Consider the following 16,791-nt stretch of genomic DNA (forward strand, 5'->3'; position numbering starts at 1 on the left):
ACCGACGACGCCGCCTCTCATCCCCGAAGCCTCGCGAAAAACTCCGAGAGCAGCGCTGTGCCCTGTTCTTCCAGCACGCCGCCGCGCACTTGGGTTTTGTGGAGGGGATGCTCCCGCGGGATGTCCCACACGCTCCCGCAGGCCCCGGTGTTTGGTTCATAGGATGCGAACACGATCCTGTGCACGCGGGCTCCTACCAGCGCGCCGGCGCACATCGCGCATGGTTCCAGGGTCACATACGCCGTGCAGCCGGTGAGCCGCCACCCGTCGATGCCGCCGGCGCTCACGTCACCGCCAGTGCTTCCGTCACCGGCCCCAGCGCTCACGTCACCGGAAGCACTCACGTCACCGGCGCCACCCTCGGCGTGCGCGCCCGTGCCCGCGCCTCCGCGCGGGCCCGGCACGCACACAGCGCGCACGGCCTCGCGCATCGCGGCGATCTCCGCATGTCCCAGCGGGTCCCCATCCGCTTCGCGCCGGTTCGTCCCGCACCCCAGCTCCTGCCCCTGCGGGGACACGATCACTGCCCCTACCGGCACATCCCCCGCCGGAGTTGCCGACGCCACCTCGAACGCACGGCGCATCCACCGCTCATCGGCGGCGTCCGCTTGCGGCTGCGGCAGTCCCGCCCCGATCAGCCTGCCCGCGCCCACGCTAGTAGTCCAGCTCCAGGCCCACCTCGTCAGCCAGCTGCTCCGCAAAACCCAACTCCTCAGCCACACGCATCACCTGCTCGGATGCGTACAACTCCTCGTCGTCGAAGATCACGGTCAACACCTGCTCCGACGCCCCCAGGTCCTCCAGCAACTCAAAATCCCCTTCAGGCCACGGCTCGTCACACTCCTCGACCTCTTCCTCGGACGGAGAATCTACCCCCAACTCATCCAGAATGTCATTGGCGAGATAGTAATCTAACGCCGCGGTGGCGTCGGATAATAATAGGCGCGCACCGCCCGGCACAGGGCGAACAATGGCAGACCAGTCGTCGTCCATGCACACGAAGCACACCAGCGCACCCTCGGCGCGCAGCCCTCGCAGCTCTTTGACCAGTTCGTCCAGGCTTTTCAGAGAGTCACTCTGCAGCTCCTTCACGTCCCAGCTGCCCTCGCGGCCCACGGCGGCAACGGCGAAGGTGATCTCGTCTGCATCATTGCTGTTAGTCATACGCACAACGGTAGTCGGTTGTGTGGTTCACTGGGTAGTGTGAACGTAAAAAATTCCCCCGACGCCCCCTCCGTCTGCATCCTGGGCCTCGGCCTGATCGGTGGTTCGCTGCTGCGCGATCTTGCCGCCGCGGGCTTCAACGCCTACGGCTGGAACCGTTCGGAGTCCACGGTGCGCGCCGCCACCGCGGATGGCTACGACGTGACGGGGAACCTGGAGGACGTGCTGGTCCGCGCGCGGGAGGACAACGCGCTGCTGGTGCTGGGCGTGCCGATGCCCGCGCTGGATTCCCTGCTGGAGGCGATTGCCGAGCACGCGCCAGAGTGCGGCCTGACGGACGTGACGTCCGTGAAAGCGCCCGTGCTGGAGCGGGTGCGCGCGCATGGGCTGGAGGCGCGGTTCGTAGGCGGCCACCCGATGGCGGGGACCGCCGACTCCGGCTGGAAAGCCACCATGCACGGCCTGTTCGACGGCGCCGTGTGGGTAGTCGCGCACGATAACGCGCCGATCGGCTCGGCCGGGCAGGCGCCGTCGCGGACGAACCCGTGGACGAAAACGTGGCACGCCGTGGTGGACATGGCGCACGCCGCCGGGGCGGTGGTGGTGCCGGCGCACGCGAAGAACCACGACCGTGCGGTGGCGCGGATCTCCCACCTGCCGCACATCGTGGCCGAGACCGTCGCCATCGGCGGCGACCTGGGTGGGCCGTTGGCGCTGAGCCTGGCTGCCTCCTCCTTCCGCGACGCCACCCGCGTGGCCGGAACGGAACCGCACCTGGTGCGCGCAATGTGTGAAAACAACCGAGAAGGCCTGGTAGAAGCGCTGGACGAGGCCGTGGAGCTGATCCGTCAGGCCCGCGAGGATCTGGCCAGCGGCGGCTCCGTGCGGGGCCTGACCGAGGACGGGTTCGCTGCGCGCGGCCGGTTCGAGGCGCGCGCGGGCCGCTCCAAAGGCGACGCCACCAACCGCCCCATCTTCAACGTGCACCCCGGGAAGCCGCGGTGGATCTCGCAGCTGGATGCGGCGGAGCAGGCCGGCGCGGAGATCACGATTATCTGACCCGGCGCGCGGAGCACTGTCGCGGCGCGCTGCCGGGTCGGTGCCGCTCCGCGCACTGGCACGCGGGCACCCTGTCGCGCTATCCCACGCCGCGCCGCCAGCGCGCGGTGCGCGCTACCACCCGCGGGCGATCTCCATGAGCAGCCGTTCGCTCTCCTCCCGCCCCTCGCGGTCGGGGATGTCCCCGGTGATGAGGAACTCGTCGATGGTGTAGTCGCTGCCGCCAATCCGATCGGCGATGCCGTGCAGCGCCTCGTGCACACGCTCCGGCGTGCCGGTCAGGTGCTGCGCCTGCATCTGCCGGACGCGTTGCCGCTGTTGCTCGCTCAGCGCGTCCAGGTCCAGGTTGCGGGCGGGCTGCAGCGGCTCGAATCGCCCTGTGGTCTGTGATACTGCCTGGGAGTAGGCTTCTGGCAATAATAAATCCGACGCCCAAGCCTCCTCCTCCCCCACCGCCACGTGCAGAGACGGGATGATGTGTGGAGAGCCCAGGGCTCCTTCGCGGAAGTTTTCTATGTATGCTTCGGCTGCGGCGACTTGGGTGTCGATGGGCCCGCCGAGGATCACACCCAGGCCAAGGCGTGCGGCTTCGAGTGCGGAGCGGTAGCCGGCGAGCACGAACACCGGCGGCGCGGCGGGCGCGCCGGCGGGAGGTCCCGCGGGCGTTCCGCTAGCGCCGGCGGGAGGCTCGCCCGGCACAGCGCTCGAGCGCTCCGCATCCGCGGACACCGCGCCAGCACCAGCAGCCGGCGCGCTCGCCGTATCCGCGGCGAGCTGCGGGCGCTGCGTAATTGGAGCCTCGCCCCTCAGATACCGCACCACCTCCGCGAGGTCCTCCCCAAACCTCTTTTTCACCGCCACCGCATCTTCCTGACGCAACGCCTCCCGTACCGGCTGCGTAAACCCCACCGACGACCCCAGCCCCACATCCACACGCCCCGGATGCAACGCCTGCAGAGTAGCGGCCTGCTCTGCCACCACCAGCGGCGGATACGTTGGCACCATAATCCCGCCCGTACCCACACGCAGCGTAGACGTATTGTTCAAAATATGGTTCGCCAGGATCGCGGGTTGCGAACCCGCGATTCCTGGCACCGCATGATGCTCCGCCACAAAAAAGCGATGAAACCCCATGGATTCGGCCGATTTCGCGTGAGTGGTCACGGCGTGGAGAACGGCGGCGTCGGAAGAAAAATCGACAGTCGTGATAGCCCGATCCAACAGAGAAAAACGCATAAGCCCACCCTAATAAATTGCGGCGCTGCGCTACCATGATGATCGGCACGCGAGACACTCAACCCCGAACACTATGAGCACCCGGATCCTGATTATCGACAACGACCCCGCCATTCTGGATACCCTGCCTGCGCATATTTCCAGCGCTCGCGATATGACGTTAATTGACGTGATGGCGTCTGGGGTGCAGGCGCTGGAATGGTTGGATGAAAACACGTGCGACCTCATTCTGACCGGCATGGAACTGCCCGATATTGATCGATGGGAACTGATTGAGCATTTGCAGCGGGACTATCCGGTGCCGTTTATCGTGTTGGCGTCTGAGCATTCCGAGGAGGCGATGCTGGAGTGCTTGCGCATGGGCGCGGTGGGGTACGTGCTGAAAAGCCAGACGCCGGACGCGATCCTCGCCGCCGTCCGGAATGCGGCTCATGGCGGGGCAGCGTTATCGATCGCGAGTGTGCGCAGGCTTGTTGAGATGAGGCTTGTAAAGATGAGCGCTGCGTGCGGCAGCCCGCACGGCGGGACCTCGGGCGGGAGCGCGGCGCACGGCAGGGCAGCCCACGGCAGCGCGGCGCACCGCAGCGCCGCCGACGGCGAGGGTGCCGACGGAATCGCGGCTGACAGCTTGGTGAAGAACGCCGCTGACATTCTCAGCGAATCCGAACTGCTTGTAATGGACCTGCTGCTCCAAGGCTTCCCCAATAAGCGCATCGCTGAAGAATTGAACTACTCCGTCTCCTCCATCAAACAGAAGGCCTCGGCAGTTCTGAAAGCCACCGGCACAGCATCGCGCACGGAGCTGATCGCTAAATACCACCAGTCTTAGCGGCACGGCAAGCAACTCTGTACTTAAGTACAGAGTTGCAGCGCTGGTCTAGATATTTTCTGCTCAACGAACGATAATGAGGCGCATACGTTGTTCACCCAAAGCATAAGGAGGCAGTCCAGTCCACACCTCTAAAAAGCACGCACACTACAGAATGTGAACATCTCGATACAGATGAAGGAGATATCATGCCCCACGTAACAACAATCTCGCGCTACACGGCCATAGCCCTAGCAAGCACTGCGTTAGTATTCGTCCCCGCAGCGCAAGCCGCTCCTGTGACGTCGAATCAGTCAAATCAGCAAGATGCCGGACAAGATGCACAGGGCACAACACGCATCGAATACCGCTCAGAGGAAGACCGCTTGGCGTTCGAGAAATTGGGACGGTATATCAAGGTATCTGAGGACGGCACCGTTTCTGCACACATTCCATCAAACGTGCGTCACAGCAACGAGGATGCCGCAGACCGGATCGATGAATTCGTTGCTATCGCCAACGGCGTCTCGACTTCCGATGACACTCCAACGATCACCACCTACGGCAATGAAACCAAGATCGACAGGTGGGGCCCAATTGAGAAGGTTTATATCAGCCACGACGTCCTCTCAAAAGTCAATAAGCTCGTTACCGCCGGCGCTGACGTCGCAGGTATCACTAGTCTGCTCGTCGCCGAAGGGCTTAGTGGACCTATAGGGTGGGTAGCAGCAGGAGTCATGGCCCTTGCTGGAGCAGGAAGCCTATGCGATTGGAATGACCAGGGGATTATAATTTGGCAAGTACCCGGTGTCCCAGTTCCTGCCTGTACCCCACAAAAATAAACCCGCGATCTCACTATGAGGAGGAAAACCATGGATCGTCAAGAGAATCTGATCCTATCGTGGATATTTTTGCTACTTGGACTGCTCAACGTTGTCCTATTCTTCCTGGGCAAAGCCGACGTTGCTTCCCTGACGATAGGTGTATTGGCTTTGACCGCAACTGGCATCACGTGGCGGCGTCTCCGCAAACAGAAAGAAGCGGAAGCGCGCAGGCCAGCAAATGAGGTGCGCGCCTCGGACAGCTGATTCATAGCAGGCAGATGGTTGATCGAGAGCGAGCCTGCAACGCCCCTCTGAACTCAAGAGCGACGCAAGCAAAACAAAATCCCGGCAGGATCCTGCCGGGATTTCTTAGTGGTAGCGGTGGGGGGACTCGATCCCCCGACCTCACGATTATGAGTCGTGCGCTCTAACCAGCTGAGCTACACCGCCACGTTAGTTGGTCAAAACCTGAAGCTTAGAGCACAGGCATTGACAGAGCCCCCTGACGGAATCGAACCGTCGACCTTTTCCTTACCATGGAAACGCTCTGCCGACTGAGCTAAGGGGGCGCATCTTTACTATGCAATCCCGCGCCTTCTTTCTTTGCGCTGTCTTGCTCTGTAAGACTCGACTAGCTTAACTAATAGCGAAAAGATACACAAATCAGCAGGTAGATCCACAAAAATGCACGGTTATCTACCCACTCGCAACCGTGCTAGTCATGGCAGCCATGTCGCCCGGACTCTCTAGAGCGGACAATTGGCGCGGCCCAGACAATCCCGACAGCACCGGCTGAGACATTGCCAGCCCTGTCGGCGATAAGCACGCTGGCACAATCATAGGATTTTGTCCCCTTTCTTGAGCATTTCCCCAGGACAAAATCTCGAAAGAGCGAAATAATCCTATGGTTGTGCCGCGGCGCCTTCCAACACGGCCGGAAGGCGAGAAGCGGAAAGCAGAAACCCGCGGGACTCAACGAGTCCCGCGGGTTGTGAACTGTGCCAGATGATGGATTCGAACCAACGTAGGCAATGCCGACGGATTTACAATCCGCTCCCTTTGGCCGCTCGGGCAATCTGGCGCGCACTTTAACGTGCGTTAGGTACTCTACTACGAAACCCCCACACTCACGCAAATCAGCAGCTCAGAGCGCGCTTTTTGACGCCGCGCTCAAGCACGCAGTTGGCAGCTCGCTCCACGCAAGGGCTGAAGCACACACGGACGCGCAGGCGCTCACGCGCAGCGGCCGGCGCTGCACCCGCAGCGCGCGCCGCGCTAACCCAAGCGCTTCAGCGACAGCGTCAGCAGCGCGCGCAGCGCATCCGTCACCTCGCCAGCCGGCAACGCATCCAGCTCCTCTTCCGCCAACTGGCGGTATCGCTCCACGTCCGCCTCAGCCTTCTCCCGCCCCTCCGAAGCGCGGATGAGGGACAGCGCTTCGTCCACGAGGGCATCGTCGGTCACAGGGCCCGTCAGGATCTCCCGCAGCCGGTCGCCCGCAGCACCGTCCTCCCGCAGCGCGTACAGCACCGGCAGCGTCCACACGCCCTCACGGAGGTCCGTTCCTGGGACCTTGCCCGAATCCTTCGGATCCGACCAAATGTCGATGATGTCGTCCACAATCTGGAACACCTGACCCATGTGCCGGCCGAAACGGAACAGCGCATCGCGCACCTCATCCGGCGCACCCGCGTGCATGGACCCCAGGTACCCAGCGGACGCAATCAGCACACCCGTCTTCTCCTGGATCACCCTCATGTAGTGCTCGATCTCGTCGCCACCGGGTTCACAGCCCACCGTCTCGCGCATCTGTCCGGTCACCAGCTCCCGGAACGTGGCGGCGAAGTGCTTCACCGTCCCGGTCCCCAGCTCCGCCATCATGTCGGACGCCACAGCAAACAAGTAATCGCCTGCCAAAATCGCCACTGAGTTATTCCAGCGAGCGTTTGCGGATTCCGCGCCTCGGCGTCGGTCGGCTTCGTCCATCACGTCATCGTGGTAGAGGGTCGCCAGGTGCGTCAGTTCCACCACAACAGACGCATTGACCACATCATCAGACATCGACCGCGGGCCATACATGCCAGCCAGCAGCGCAAACATCACGCGGAAGCGCTTGCCGCCCGCCACGGCCAGGTGGCTGATCTTGTCCACCAGGAAGTCCTCGCCCTGCGCCAGCTGGCGGTGCAGCACCGTTTCGGCGTTCTGCAGCCCGGCGGTCATCGCCGCGTTCAGCTCCGGGGACCCCAAATCCGGGGCGGCCGGCGCCGTGGGGATGGCGGTGGTCTGCGCGGATGTGGCCGACGTGGCGGCGCCTGGGGCGGCCGTCGTGGCAGGTGCAGCGGTGTTTGCCGAGTGGGATGCCATGGTGGTAGCTTGTCTCATCCTTCATATTCGGGCAGAAATACTTGTCCCAGATTACCTTAGACGTCGCGTTGCTTGGGCATTAGGCGTTTGTGGAACAATGAGGATGATGTCTGACTTGCGCGATCCTGCCCCTTTTATTCCCCCGACGCCGAAGCGCACCCCCGCCGCAGCCTCCCCCCTTAAGCCGGCGCGGGGTGGAGAGCTTTCTGCCGATCTTGTGATTATCGGCGCGGGCCCGGCGGGGTCCGCGGCGGCGTTCCATGCGGCGCGGGCTGGGATGGATGTGCTGGTGGTGGATATGGCGGATATGTTGGCGTCTCCGCGGGATAAGACGTGTGGTGATGGGCTCACGCCGCGCGCGGTGGCGGCGTTGGAGGCGTTCGGGCCGGCGGGGCGGGAGCTACTGGAGGGCCGTCCGCATATTCGCGGCTTGAAGCTGCATGGTTTTGGGGGTTCTGTGACGGCCCCGTGGCCGGAGCACGGGGCGTTCCCGACCCGCGGGAGCGCCGTGGCCCGAGTGGAGTTGGATGCGGCGCTGCTGCGCGCTGCGGTGGACGCGGGGGCGCGGTTCGAAGGCGGCATTAAGGCTACGGGTGCGGATACCGGCGCGGGCGCCGGCGCCGGTGCACGTGCGGGTTCTGCTGCACGTGCGGGTTCTGCTGCGAGGGCCGGCGCTGGAGGCAGCGCCGGCGCGGAGGTTGTGCGCGCGATCGAGGGCGTGCGCGATGGCCAGCCGGTCAGGATCCGTTGCCGACAGCTACTGCTGGCGGAGGGCGTGCGCAGCGGCGTAGCCCGGCAGCTAGGCGTGGAGTGGCTGCGCGGGCTGGTGCACGGCGTCGCGGCGCGGTCATACGTGCGCACACCCGCGGGCACCGACGAGTGGATTCACTCACACCTGGAGCTGCGCAGCGCCGACGGTGTGGCGCAACCCGGCTACGGGTGGATGTTCCCGCTCGGCGCGGGTGAGCCGGGTGGGGCGAGCGGCGGCGTCGGTAGGGCAAATTTGGGGTGCGGCGCGTTGGCGACCAGCACTCGCCCGGCCGGGGTGAACACGAAAAAGTTGCTGCTGGAGTACGCGGAATCCGTGCGGGAGATGTGGTCGATTGAGGGGCAGCCGCAGAACGTGAAGTCGGCGTTGCTGCCGATGGGCGGTGCGGTGACGCGCGTGGCCGGCCGCAACTGGGCGTGCATCGGCGACGCCGCCGCGCTCGTGAACCCACTCAATGGCGAGGGGATTGATTACGCGTTGGAGTCGGCGCGGCTCGTGGTCCCCCTTTTATCCGACGCCCAGCGCAATCCCCACGGACTTCTCTACCAATGGCCGGCGCTGTTGAGGAAGGAATACGGGGATGCTTTTTCTTTGGCGCGCCGGTTGGCGATGGTGCTGACGATGCCGGGGCTGCTGGCGGCGATCGGGCCGGTGGGGATGCGAGGCCCGTGGGCGCAGTCGGTGATGGGCACAGCCGCGCGGTTGATGGGGAACCTGGTTACGCCGGAGGATCGCGATGTGGCCGGCCGCCTGTGGCTGGGAGCGGGGCGGCTATCGCGCGGGATGGACCGCGTGCTGGCGGCGGACGCTCGGCCGTTGTTCGGCCGCGCGTAACCCGCGCCGCGCGAGCGCGGGGGCGGCGTCGAGCCACGCCGTACCGCGCCGGCGAGCACGAACAGCCACGAGCCCGCGAGCGCACCACGCCGAACCACACGAACGCGCCCACGATCACGCGCGCAAGTATGTCCCACACTGGGCGGCGGGTACGATTTTCCCGATTCAACCGGGAAAATCTTCCTAGTTCGGAAGGGTAAATCTTCGTAGTTCAGAAGGGTACATCTTCCTAAAATGCACTTTTAGCTGGCATTATGTGAGCTTCTTAGATTCGCTTAGATACACCGGGCATGGCCCAACTTCTGGAAGCTAATCCCGGCCACATCACCGACGCCGAAGGCACACTGCTCATCGACGAATGGCAGCGATACACTCCGTCGTGGGATCTGGTCCGACGCGCTGTCGACGACGGCGCCCGCCCCGGTTCCTACTTACTGACCGGAAGCGCTTTTCCACCGGTGGGCAGCGCCATCCACTCTGGCGCTGCCCGGATTGATGCTGTCCGCATGCGACCCTTTGCTCTGCAGGAACGTCTCGATCCAGCCCCAGCGCTGCGCATCGAATCCTTCTTCACCCCCTCCGTGGACGAAGCAACCGCTAGTCATTCCACAAACACTATTGAGGTGCTGGGCCTGACCCCGGAGTGGTACGCCACAGAAATATGCCGCTCGGGACTACCAGGCATCATGGACCTCCCTGAAACCTTGCGTGTCGCGAGGCTCGATTCCTACATGGAACGCCTAGCAACCCACGAGTTTCCCGAGCAGGGCTTAAGAGTGCGCAACCCACATGCCGTCCTGAGATGGCTCACGGCTTACGCCGCAGCCACATCACAGACCACCAGCTACACCGAAATCTTGGACTACGCCACCCCAGGTGACGCGACCAAGCCGTCGAGATCAACCGCCGATGCGTACCGCAACCTGCTTGAACAGCTCATGATCCTGGAGCCGCTTCCTGCGTGGACCCCGCTCATCGCCGGGTTCCCGAAAACTGCCAAGGCTCCCAAGCATCACTTGTGCGATCCAGCTTTGGCCGCGCGCCTGCTCGGCGCACGACCACACTCACTGATCAGCGGCGATCCGCAACAGATTCAGTTGTTCTCCCAGCTTTTCGAGTCTTTGGCTGTGCTGACGGCCCGAGTGGCCGCCGAAACTTTCGGTGCTCGAGTGTCACATCTCCGAACGCACAAAGGCGACCACGAAGTCGACATCATCGTTGAAGGACCTGACAAGAGAGTCCTCGGCATCGAGGTGAAGATCTCTCCCGTGATCAAAGACGAACACGCCAAGCATCTTCACTGGCTCCACAAAACTCTCGGGCACAGGTTCGCTGGAGGGATCATCGTCCACGCGGGACAGCACTTCTACCAGCGGCGCGATGGGATCTGGGTGGTCCCGCTCGCCGCGCTCGCCTAGCGCGCGACGCGCGCTGGAGTGTGACGGCCCAGCAGCCAAGCGCGCGGAACGCGGGGCGGGCGGCGAGCACGACGCGCGGCGCGGGCGGCAGCGCGGCGAAGGCGCGGCCCGGCGCGGTATGAGTTGCGACGCGCGCTGGAGTGTGACGGCCCAGCAGCCAAGCGCGCGGAACGCGGGCGCGGGCTCGACGCGGGCAGGATGCTGCGCGGGGTCGCGACGAGAGGTTACGCGGCGAAGGCGCTAGGCCAGCGGTTTCGTGGCGCTGTGCAGCGCCACGATACCGCCCGTGAGGTTCTGCCACCCCACGTTCTCCCAACCGTTCGCAGAAATCTCCGCAGCCAACTCCTCCTGGTCCGGCCACGCGCGAATCGACTCCGCCAGATAAATGTAAGCCTCCGGGTTAGAAGACACCACCTTCGCGACCTCAGGCAAAGCCCGCATCAAGTACTCCTTGTAGATGGTCTTAAACACCGGCACCACCGGAGTAGAAAACTCCGCCACCGCCAACTTGCCTCCCGGCTTCGTCACACGCGCCATCTCCCGCAGCCCGGCACGGAAGTCCACGATGTTGCGCAGGCCGTAGTTGATGGTAACGGCGTCGAAGGTATTATCCTCAAACGGCAAATTCGTGCCATCGCCGCAGATCATCGGCAAATTACGATGCGCACCCGCCTGCAACATCCCCAAAGAAAAATCGCACGCAATGCAGTAGGCGCCCGATTCAGAAAACTCCTCCGTGGACACGCCCGTGCCCGCGGCGAGATCCAGCACGAGGTCGCCTTTGTGCAAGTCCAGGCGTCGCCGGGTTCGTTTACGCCACAGTCGGTCCTGGCCGAAGCTCAAAACGGTGTTGGTGAGGTCGTAGTTCTTTCCCACGGCGTCGAACATGGACGCCACCTCGTGGGGCTTCTTTTCTAGGCTTGCCCGTGACATGAGTGCCATCTTATCGCCTCGGCATAATAACCATCGCCTCGGCGTAATAACCCAGGAGCTGGTCACAGATTTTCTCCCAGGTCTTGCCCTGAACGGACTGGTACGCACGGGCCTTGAAACCGTCCAGATCCGCGGCGATAGCCTCCACAGCGCCGGGCAGCGCGCGCTCAAAACCGTCCACGTCCAGCAGGTATCCGTTGTGACCGTCCTCGATGAGGTCGATCGGGCCGCCGGCGGCCGGAGCGATCGTCGGCACCCCGGACGCATGAGCCTCCTGGATCGCCTGACAAAACGTTTCCAACTCGCCGGTGTGCACGAACACGTCCAACGACGCGTACGCCCGCGCCAGCTCCTCGCCGTAGAGGGCGCCGGTGAACTCGGCGCCCGGCATGAGCTGTTCAAGACGGGCGCGCTCGGGGCCGTCGCCTACGATCACGAGCTCGATCTCGTACCCCTCCGACGCCGCACGCGCTGCCAACTCACCGCGATCAACCAGAACCGCCAGACGCTCCACCGACTTTTCCGCCGCCAGCCGGCCGATAAAGCCCACCCGGATCGTGCGTCTGGTCACGCACGCCGCTCCGTGCTGCGGCACAGCAACCGCCCCGTCCGCCCCAGGTGCAGTCTCACCGGCCGGCCCGCGCTTCGCGGGATGAAACCGCTGCGTATCCACACCGCGCCCCCACTGCCGCACGCGCTCCACCCCGTGCGCCGACAACTCCGCAATGGACGCCGACGACGGCGCCAACGTCATCGCACACCGATTATGAAACACGCGCATCCACCGCCAGGACGCATTCTCCAGCACACTCAAGTGATAGCGGCTGGTGTAGCCCGCCACATCCGTCTGATACACCGCCACCGCGGGAATCCCCAAAGCCCGCGCCACCAGCGCAGCAGCCCCGCCCACCACAAACGGAGACGCCAAGTGCACCACATCCGGCTTATACCGGCGCAGGGTGCGCACAAGGGTCGGCGTCGGCACCCCCACGGGCAAAGAGTTAATCAGCGGCAGCTTCACCGCCGGCACACGCACCACCCGGAAACCCTGATAGTGCGTCACCTCCGGCTTCCCGTCGCGGGCCGCGGGGGCGATCACTGTGGCGTCGTGTCCCCGAGCGCGGCAGTACTCCAGCACACGCAGAACGGAATTGACCACGCCATTGACCTCGGGCAGGAAACTCTCCGCAACAATCGCCACACGCATGGCCTCTAGTGTGGCTCCTTCACATCACGGGCAGACGTCCTCCCGGTTAACCCCCACGCAAACTTTCGCAAACTCCAGGTGACGGCCCAGCGCAGCCCCAGCACAATCGCCAGCAGCGCCGCCATGGACGTCCCCGCCGGCAGGAACGCCAGCGTCCAGGACCGGCCCTGCACTTTCACGTTCTCCGGGTCGCCGATCTGGTAATCCACCCGCACGCGCTGCCCCTCCACCAGCCCCACGGGGTATTTCAGGCCCACTTCCGGCTGGTGGTAGTTCCCTTCGGCGTCTGGGAAGCGGACGGTGGTGCGCAGCGTGCCGACGTTCAGCACCGTGGCAATGCTGGTGCCGCGTTGGGAGGAGATGCGGGCGTCGTCCATGGCAGAGGTCGCGACCATCCCGCCGCACACGAGCACCACGAAGATGCTCAGGGCGAGGGCTACCTGGTTGATGCGCCGGAGGACGATCTCTTGTCGTGGTGTCATCGTTGCGGATTAACTGTGGTTGCGATGTGTTGTTCTATTGTCCGACGCCAAGCGCGATCCACCACAGCCTCCACCACCGTGATGCCTTCGTTGCCCAGCTCTTCGTGTTCTTCCACGATCCGTGCCAGGTCTTCCACGGAGGTGGCCTGGTGGTAGTCCGCAGAGAAAGCGTGGCAGATGTCTTCGATGTTCGCGCCGGTGGGGGTGCCGAAGACGCGTTCGAAGGCGGGGGTGCCGTCGCCGAAGGTTCGGAGGGCGTCCCGGCCTGGTTCGAGGGTTTCGAAGATGCCGCCGCCGTTGTCGTTGGTGACAACGATCAGCATGTTGGAGGGGCGTGGTTCGTGGGGGCCGATGTTGAGGGCGGTGGCGTCGTGAAGGAAAGTGAGGTCGCCCATGACCGCGACGGTGCGTGGGGCGCGGATGGCCGTGGGGTCGGCGGCAGCGTGGGCGAGCGCGGCGCCGATGGCGGTGGAGATGGTGCCGTCGATGCCGGCGGCGCCGCGGTTGGCGAGGGTACGGACGCCGTCGAAGGGGAGGCCGGCGCGGGAGGCGTCCCGGACGGCGGTGGAGGCGCCGAGGACCAGGAGGTCTCCGACGGAGAGGCTGTCTGCGACGACCGCCACGGCGTGCGCGGCAGAAAACGGCGCGCTGCTGTCCGGCACGTTAGCCGCTGCGCCGCTTTCCTTGCCGCCCGCAGTGCTACCTGCGGCGCGCGTGAGGCGGAGCGCCTGGCGGACGGCTTCCGCGCCCATGTCGGACACACCGCGGCACACGTCCAGCCAGGCGCGCGGAGAGTCGTTGTCCAGTCGGATACGGCTGCCGACCTGCACAATGTTCGTGGCGAACGTCGGGTAGTTCTCCACATCCGTGAGGACGGTGACCGGAATGTCCGAGTCCTTGAGCAAGACGGTGACCGCGCGGTGGAGGGTGGGGCGGCCCACGAGGATGATGTGCTCGGGGCGCGTCATCGCGGAGTACTCGCCGTGGGCCACCACGCCGGCGGTGAACATGCCGATGGCTGCCGAGTGCACGGGGAAGTCCGGCGCGGCGGCGGTGGGTTCAGCGATGGTGGGGACGTCCGCGAGCTCGTCGCTGATGGCGCGGGCCCAGGCTTCGTCGGCGCTGGAGCCGGCGATGACCAGGGTGCGCTTCGATAGATCGACGCCAACCTCACCATATGGAAGCGCCCTGTTCCTGCGCGGATTCTCCCTCGCGTCCCGCGCCACTTCGCCTGCCGGCTCTGCCTCGCTGGCCGCCTCGCGTGCCAGGAGGCTCACCACATCCGTGCTCTCCGGCACGAGCGGCTCCTCCAACGGCACGTCCACATGCACGCCACCGGGGTTCAGCGGGTTCAGCGCGGCCGCGACTGCTTCATCGATCACGCGGCGCACGCTCGCGCCGTGGGTGCTCAGCGTCGTGCGAGCATGAACGCCAAAAATCTCCGCCTGCTCAATCGTCTGATTCGCACCAGTACCCACCAGCGCCAACGGCCGATTAGCCGACAGCACCATCAACGGCACCCCCGCCATGGACGCCTCCACCATCGCAGGCAGACAATTCGCCACAGCCGTACCGGACGTCATCACCACCGGCACCACACGCCCCGACGCCTTCGCCAAACCCAACGCCAGAAACGCCGCCGTGCGCTCATCCGTCCGCACATGCACCCGCAAACGCCCAGTCCGATCCGCCTCCGCGAACGCCAACGCCAACGGCGCCGACCGCGAGCCCGGACACACCACAGCCTCCCGCACCCCGGCGCGAATCAGCTGATCAACAACAGTCACACCAACAACAACGGAGCCCTGGGCCTCAACATCCAGGGCCTCGACATCCACGGCCTCAGCGTCTGAGGCCGCAACATCTGGGGTATCGACATCTGGGGCATCTACATCTGGCTTCTCAGTCACACCCACTAATCTACTTCACTAACTCCCCCGCTTCGCGGCCAGCAGCATCCGGTCCACATCGCGCAGCACCTCATCCACAATCGCCGGGTCGTTACCCGGCTCCTGCCGCGCCTCCCACAACGTCTGCTGTGCAGCCCGCAGGGCCTTCACCCGCACCGCATTAGCCTGCTCCCGCATCTGCGATGCATACGCCATCCGCTCCGCAATCAGATCCGCCACCGGAACCTCCACATGCTCCTCCACGGACACATCATCCGTCCCGGCCTTATCCGCCACCATCTGCTGCGAGCGCGCATCCACCGGCACACCATCGCTATCCACGACGATCTTCCCCTCCGCGATCAAGGCCTTCTTCGCACGGGCACGCTTGTACGCTTCGATGGCTGTTGGGGCGTCCACCCTGGCGTCGGTCGATTCGGTCAGCCAGTTCTCCACATTCGCCAACAATTGCGGCGGCAAATCATCGGTATGGCGGTACAGCTCCCGCAACGCCGCACGATGCCCACGCAAGATCAGCGCCTCCCGCGCCTCATCGCCCGCAGCATCCGGGCCGGACGCCAAATCCAGCTTCGACAGCAACCACGGCAGCGTCATTCCCGGGATCACCATCGTGCACAGCAACACCACCAACGCAATCATCGACAGCTCATGCGCATTCGGCAACGCCGCGTACGGAATGGACAACACCAACGCCAAGCTCACCAAACCGCGCATCCCCGCCCACGTCAGCATCAACACCTCCTGCAGACGCAACGGCGCAATATCGCGACGGGAACGGTTCCGGTTCAGCCAATAGAAGCCAAACATCCACACAAAACGCACCGCAAACAGCACCACGGAAATCACCAGACCCACCAGCGCCGCATGGATCAGATCCGTACCCACCTGGTCTATCGCGTCACGCACGCTCAAGCCGATCAGACCGAACGCCAAGCCGGTGAAGACCATCTCCACCGTCTCCCAAAACGCCGAACCCGACAGACGATCCTGCGCGCCGATGTCCAACTTGGAGTTCATCTGCACCGCCGCAATCACAATCGCAATAACCCCCGACGCATGGGCCTCCTCCGCCGCAATGTACACAGCAAAAGGAACGATCCATGTGAACGCCGTCCGGGCGGTCGTGGACTCCATCCAGTTCGACAACTTCGCCGCGCCCCAGCCCGCAATCAAACCAATCACCACAGCCAGGACCACAGATAACACAAAGTCGCGCACCCCTTCCGCCACGTGAAGGTCCTCCCCCGCCAACAACGCAGCCAGGGCGACGTGGAATGAGACGATGGAGGCGGCGTCGTTAAACAATCCCTCCATCTGCAATGTCGACGTCAACCGGCGCGGAACCGCCGTAGTCTCCGCCACAGCATCCACGGCCACCGGATCCGGCGGCGCCAACGCCGCACCAATCACCACCGCCGCAGCCACCCCCAGCGTGGGATACATGAGCAACACCGTGCCCGTCACCGCGGCGATCGTAGCGATCACCAGCAGCACAGACAGGCTAATCACCGTGGTCAGCTGCGTTTTAATCACAGCCCAACTGGTTTTACGCGCCAGCGCCCACAGCAACGGAGGCAAGAAAATGGGGAGCATCAGATCCGGCGGAATCGTCATCGAGGGCAAACCCGGCAGGAAAATCGCCCCGGCAATCACCACTGTCAGCAACGTGGGCCACGGCAACCCCAGCCGCTCCCCGAACGCCACCATCATGATGCTCACAAAAACGATGATGATTAAACCAATGAGAATCTCCACCAGAAGCTCACCACATTATTCACTCGCC

At 64.3% G+C, this 16,791-nt stretch carries 15 protein-coding genes and 3 tRNA genes; 6 read left to right on the top strand and 12 right to left on the bottom strand.

Annotated elements, in window-relative coordinates:
* Positions 1 to 17 precede the first annotated feature (17 nt).
* Both GC425_RS04705 and GC425_RS04710 read right to left on the bottom strand, forming a co-directional pair.
* Complete coding sequence (locus tag GC425_RS04705; RefSeq protein ID WP_231699656.1) at positions 18 to 653, bottom strand: nucleoside deaminase; 636 nt, start codon at positions 651 to 653, stop codon at positions 18 to 20.
* Position 654: 1 nt separating this feature from the next.
* Positions 655 to 1,164: a tRNA adenosine deaminase-associated protein gene (locus tag GC425_RS04710; RefSeq protein ID WP_151842243.1), complete on the bottom strand. Its 510-nt coding sequence runs from the start codon at positions 1,162 to 1,164 to the stop codon at positions 655 to 657.
* Positions 1,165 to 1,203: 39 nt separating this feature from the next.
* Between GC425_RS04710 and GC425_RS04715 the strand changes: the two genes are divergently transcribed.
* On the top strand, positions 1,204 to 2,223 hold the full coding sequence (locus GC425_RS04715; protein WP_151843663.1) for a prephenate dehydrogenase: 1,020 nt from the start codon (positions 1,204 to 1,206) through the stop codon (positions 2,221 to 2,223).
* A 114-nt stretch (positions 2,224 to 2,337) separates the two neighbouring features.
* Here GC425_RS04715 and GC425_RS04720 read toward each other — a convergent pair whose 3' ends face one another.
* Positions 2,338 to 3,459 (bottom strand): MsnO8 family LLM class oxidoreductase, encoded by a 1,122-nt coding sequence (locus GC425_RS04720; protein WP_151843662.1) that lies wholly within the window; start codon positions 3,457 to 3,459, stop codon positions 2,338 to 2,340.
* Between the two features lie 73 nt (positions 3,460 to 3,532).
* On the opposite strand from GC425_RS04720, the gene GC425_RS04725 reads away from it, so the two are divergent.
* The 3 genes from GC425_RS04725 (at position 3,533) to GC425_RS04735 (ending at position 5,355) form a co-directional block, all read left to right on the top strand.
* On the top strand, positions 3,533 to 4,288 hold the full coding sequence (locus GC425_RS04725) for a response regulator transcription factor (protein WP_151843661.1): 756 nt from the start codon (positions 3,533 to 3,535) through the stop codon (positions 4,286 to 4,288).
* 188 nt (positions 4,289 to 4,476) lie between these two features.
* Complete coding sequence (locus GC425_RS04730) at positions 4,477 to 5,109, top strand: hypothetical protein (protein ID WP_151843660.1); 633 nt, start codon at positions 4,477 to 4,479, stop codon at positions 5,107 to 5,109.
* Between the two features lie 30 nt (positions 5,110 to 5,139).
* Positions 5,140 to 5,355, top strand: a complete 216-nt coding sequence (locus tag GC425_RS04735; protein WP_151843659.1) for a hypothetical protein — start codon at positions 5,140 to 5,142, stop codon at positions 5,353 to 5,355.
* 109 nt (positions 5,356 to 5,464) lie between these two features.
* Here the strand turns inward: GC425_RS04735 and GC425_RS04740 are convergent.
* The 4 genes from GC425_RS04740 to GC425_RS04755 all read right to left on the bottom strand — a co-directional run bounded on the left by GC425_RS04740 (position 5,465) and on the right by GC425_RS04755 (position 7,311).
* Positions 5,465 to 5,541: transfer RNA gene (locus tag GC425_RS04740), tRNA-Met, on the bottom strand.
* 46 nt (positions 5,542 to 5,587) lie between these two features.
* Positions 5,588 to 5,660, bottom strand: a tRNA-Thr gene (locus GC425_RS04745).
* A 430-nt stretch (positions 5,661 to 6,090) separates the two neighbouring features.
* Positions 6,091 to 6,172, bottom strand: a tRNA-Tyr gene (locus tag GC425_RS04750).
* A 194-nt stretch (positions 6,173 to 6,366) separates the two neighbouring features.
* Positions 6,367 to 7,311, bottom strand: coding sequence for a polyprenyl synthetase family protein (locus GC425_RS04755; protein ID WP_231699721.1), 945 nt, complete (start codon positions 7,309 to 7,311; stop codon positions 6,367 to 6,369).
* Positions 7,312 to 7,558: 247 nt separating this feature from the next.
* On the opposite strand from GC425_RS04755, the gene GC425_RS04760 reads away from it, so the two are divergent.
* Together GC425_RS04760 and GC425_RS04765 are read left to right on the top strand one after the other, a co-directional pair.
* Positions 7,559 to 9,058: a geranylgeranyl reductase family protein gene (locus tag GC425_RS04760; RefSeq protein ID WP_374707628.1), complete on the top strand. Its 1,500-nt coding sequence runs from the start codon at positions 7,559 to 7,561 to the stop codon at positions 9,056 to 9,058.
* A 290-nt stretch (positions 9,059 to 9,348) separates the two neighbouring features.
* Positions 9,349 to 10,476 carry an ATP-binding protein gene (locus GC425_RS04765; RefSeq protein WP_151843656.1) on the top strand — a complete coding sequence of 376 codons (1,128 nt, stop codon included), beginning with the start codon at positions 9,349 to 9,351 and terminating at the stop codon, positions 10,474 to 10,476.
* A gap of 240 nt (positions 10,477 to 10,716) precedes the next feature.
* Here the strand turns inward: GC425_RS04765 and GC425_RS04770 are convergent, their stop codons facing one another.
* From GC425_RS04770 to GC425_RS04790, 5 genes are read right to left on the bottom strand one after another with little or no spacing between them, the layout of a single operon-like run.
* The gene (locus tag GC425_RS04770) at positions 10,717 to 11,409 is read right to left on the bottom strand and encodes a demethylmenaquinone methyltransferase (RefSeq protein WP_151843655.1); all 693 of its coding nucleotides are present in this window, start codon (positions 11,407 to 11,409) and stop codon (positions 10,717 to 10,719) included.
* A gap of 10 nt (positions 11,410 to 11,419) precedes the next feature.
* Complete coding sequence (locus GC425_RS04775; RefSeq protein ID WP_257822249.1) at positions 11,420 to 12,616, bottom strand: glycosyltransferase family 1 protein; 1,197 nt, start codon at positions 12,614 to 12,616, stop codon at positions 11,420 to 11,422.
* 5 nt (positions 12,617 to 12,621) lie between these two features.
* Complete coding sequence (locus GC425_RS04780; RefSeq protein WP_187767898.1) at positions 12,622 to 13,098, bottom strand: DUF3592 domain-containing protein; 477 nt, start codon at positions 13,096 to 13,098, stop codon at positions 12,622 to 12,624.
* Positions 13,095 to 15,008: a 2-succinyl-5-enolpyruvyl-6-hydroxy-3-cyclohexene-1-carboxylic-acid synthase gene (gene menD / locus GC425_RS04785; RefSeq protein ID WP_231699655.1), complete on the bottom strand. Its 1,914-nt coding sequence runs from the start codon at positions 15,006 to 15,008 to the stop codon at positions 13,095 to 13,097. Before menD ends, GC425_RS04780 begins: the two co-directional genes overlap by 4 nt.
* 18 nt (positions 15,009 to 15,026) lie before the next feature.
* Positions 15,027 to 16,763 (bottom strand): sodium:proton antiporter, encoded by a 1,737-nt coding sequence (locus tag GC425_RS04790; RefSeq protein ID WP_225723493.1) that lies wholly within the window; start codon positions 16,761 to 16,763, stop codon positions 15,027 to 15,029.
* Positions 16,764 to 16,791: the final 28 nt, after the last annotated feature.

Origin of the sequence: Corynebacterium sp. zg254 (assembly GCF_024701495.1) — a bacterium.
GTDB classification, from domain to species: Bacteria; Actinomycetota; Actinomycetes; order Mycobacteriales; family Mycobacteriaceae; genus Corynebacterium; species Corynebacterium zhongnanshanii.

Excerpts from the sequence above, each read along its gene's own strand:
- GC425_RS04775 (WP_257822249.1), bottom strand. The coding sequence starts at position 12,616 with ATGCGTGTGGCGATTGTTGCGGAGAGTTTCCTGCCCGAGGTCAATGGC.
- GC425_RS04735 (WP_151843659.1), top strand. The coding sequence starts at position 5,140 with ATGGATCGTCAAGAGAATCTGATCCTATCGTGGATATTTTTGCTACTT.
- GC425_RS04725 (WP_151843661.1), top strand. The coding sequence starts at position 3,533 with ATGAGCACCCGGATCCTGATTATCGACAACGACCCCGCCATTCTGGAT.
- GC425_RS04755 (WP_231699721.1), bottom strand. The coding sequence starts at position 7,311 with ATGACCGCCGGGCTGCAGAACGCCGAAACGGTGCTGCACCGCCAGCTG.
- GC425_RS04765 (WP_151843656.1), top strand. The coding sequence starts at position 9,349 with ATGGCCCAACTTCTGGAAGCTAATCCCGGCCACATCACCGACGCCGAA.
- GC425_RS04760 (WP_374707628.1), top strand. The coding sequence starts at position 7,559 with ATGATGTCTGACTTGCGCGATCCTGCCCCTTTTATTCCCCCGACGCCG.
- GC425_RS04780 (WP_187767898.1), bottom strand. The coding sequence starts at position 13,098 with ATGACACCACGACAAGAGATCGTCCTCCGGCGCATCAACCAGGTAGCC.
- GC425_RS04730 (WP_151843660.1), top strand. The coding sequence starts at position 4,477 with ATGCCCCACGTAACAACAATCTCGCGCTACACGGCCATAGCCCTAGCA.
- GC425_RS04710 (WP_151842243.1), bottom strand. The coding sequence starts at position 1,164 with ATGACTAACAGCAATGATGCAGACGAGATCACCTTCGCCGTTGCCGCC.
- GC425_RS04720 (WP_151843662.1), bottom strand. The coding sequence starts at position 3,459 with ATGCGTTTTTCTCTGTTGGATCGGGCTATCACGACTGTCGATTTTTCT.
- GC425_RS04770 (WP_151843655.1), bottom strand. The coding sequence starts at position 11,409 with ATGTCACGGGCAAGCCTAGAAAAGAAGCCCCACGAGGTGGCGTCCATG.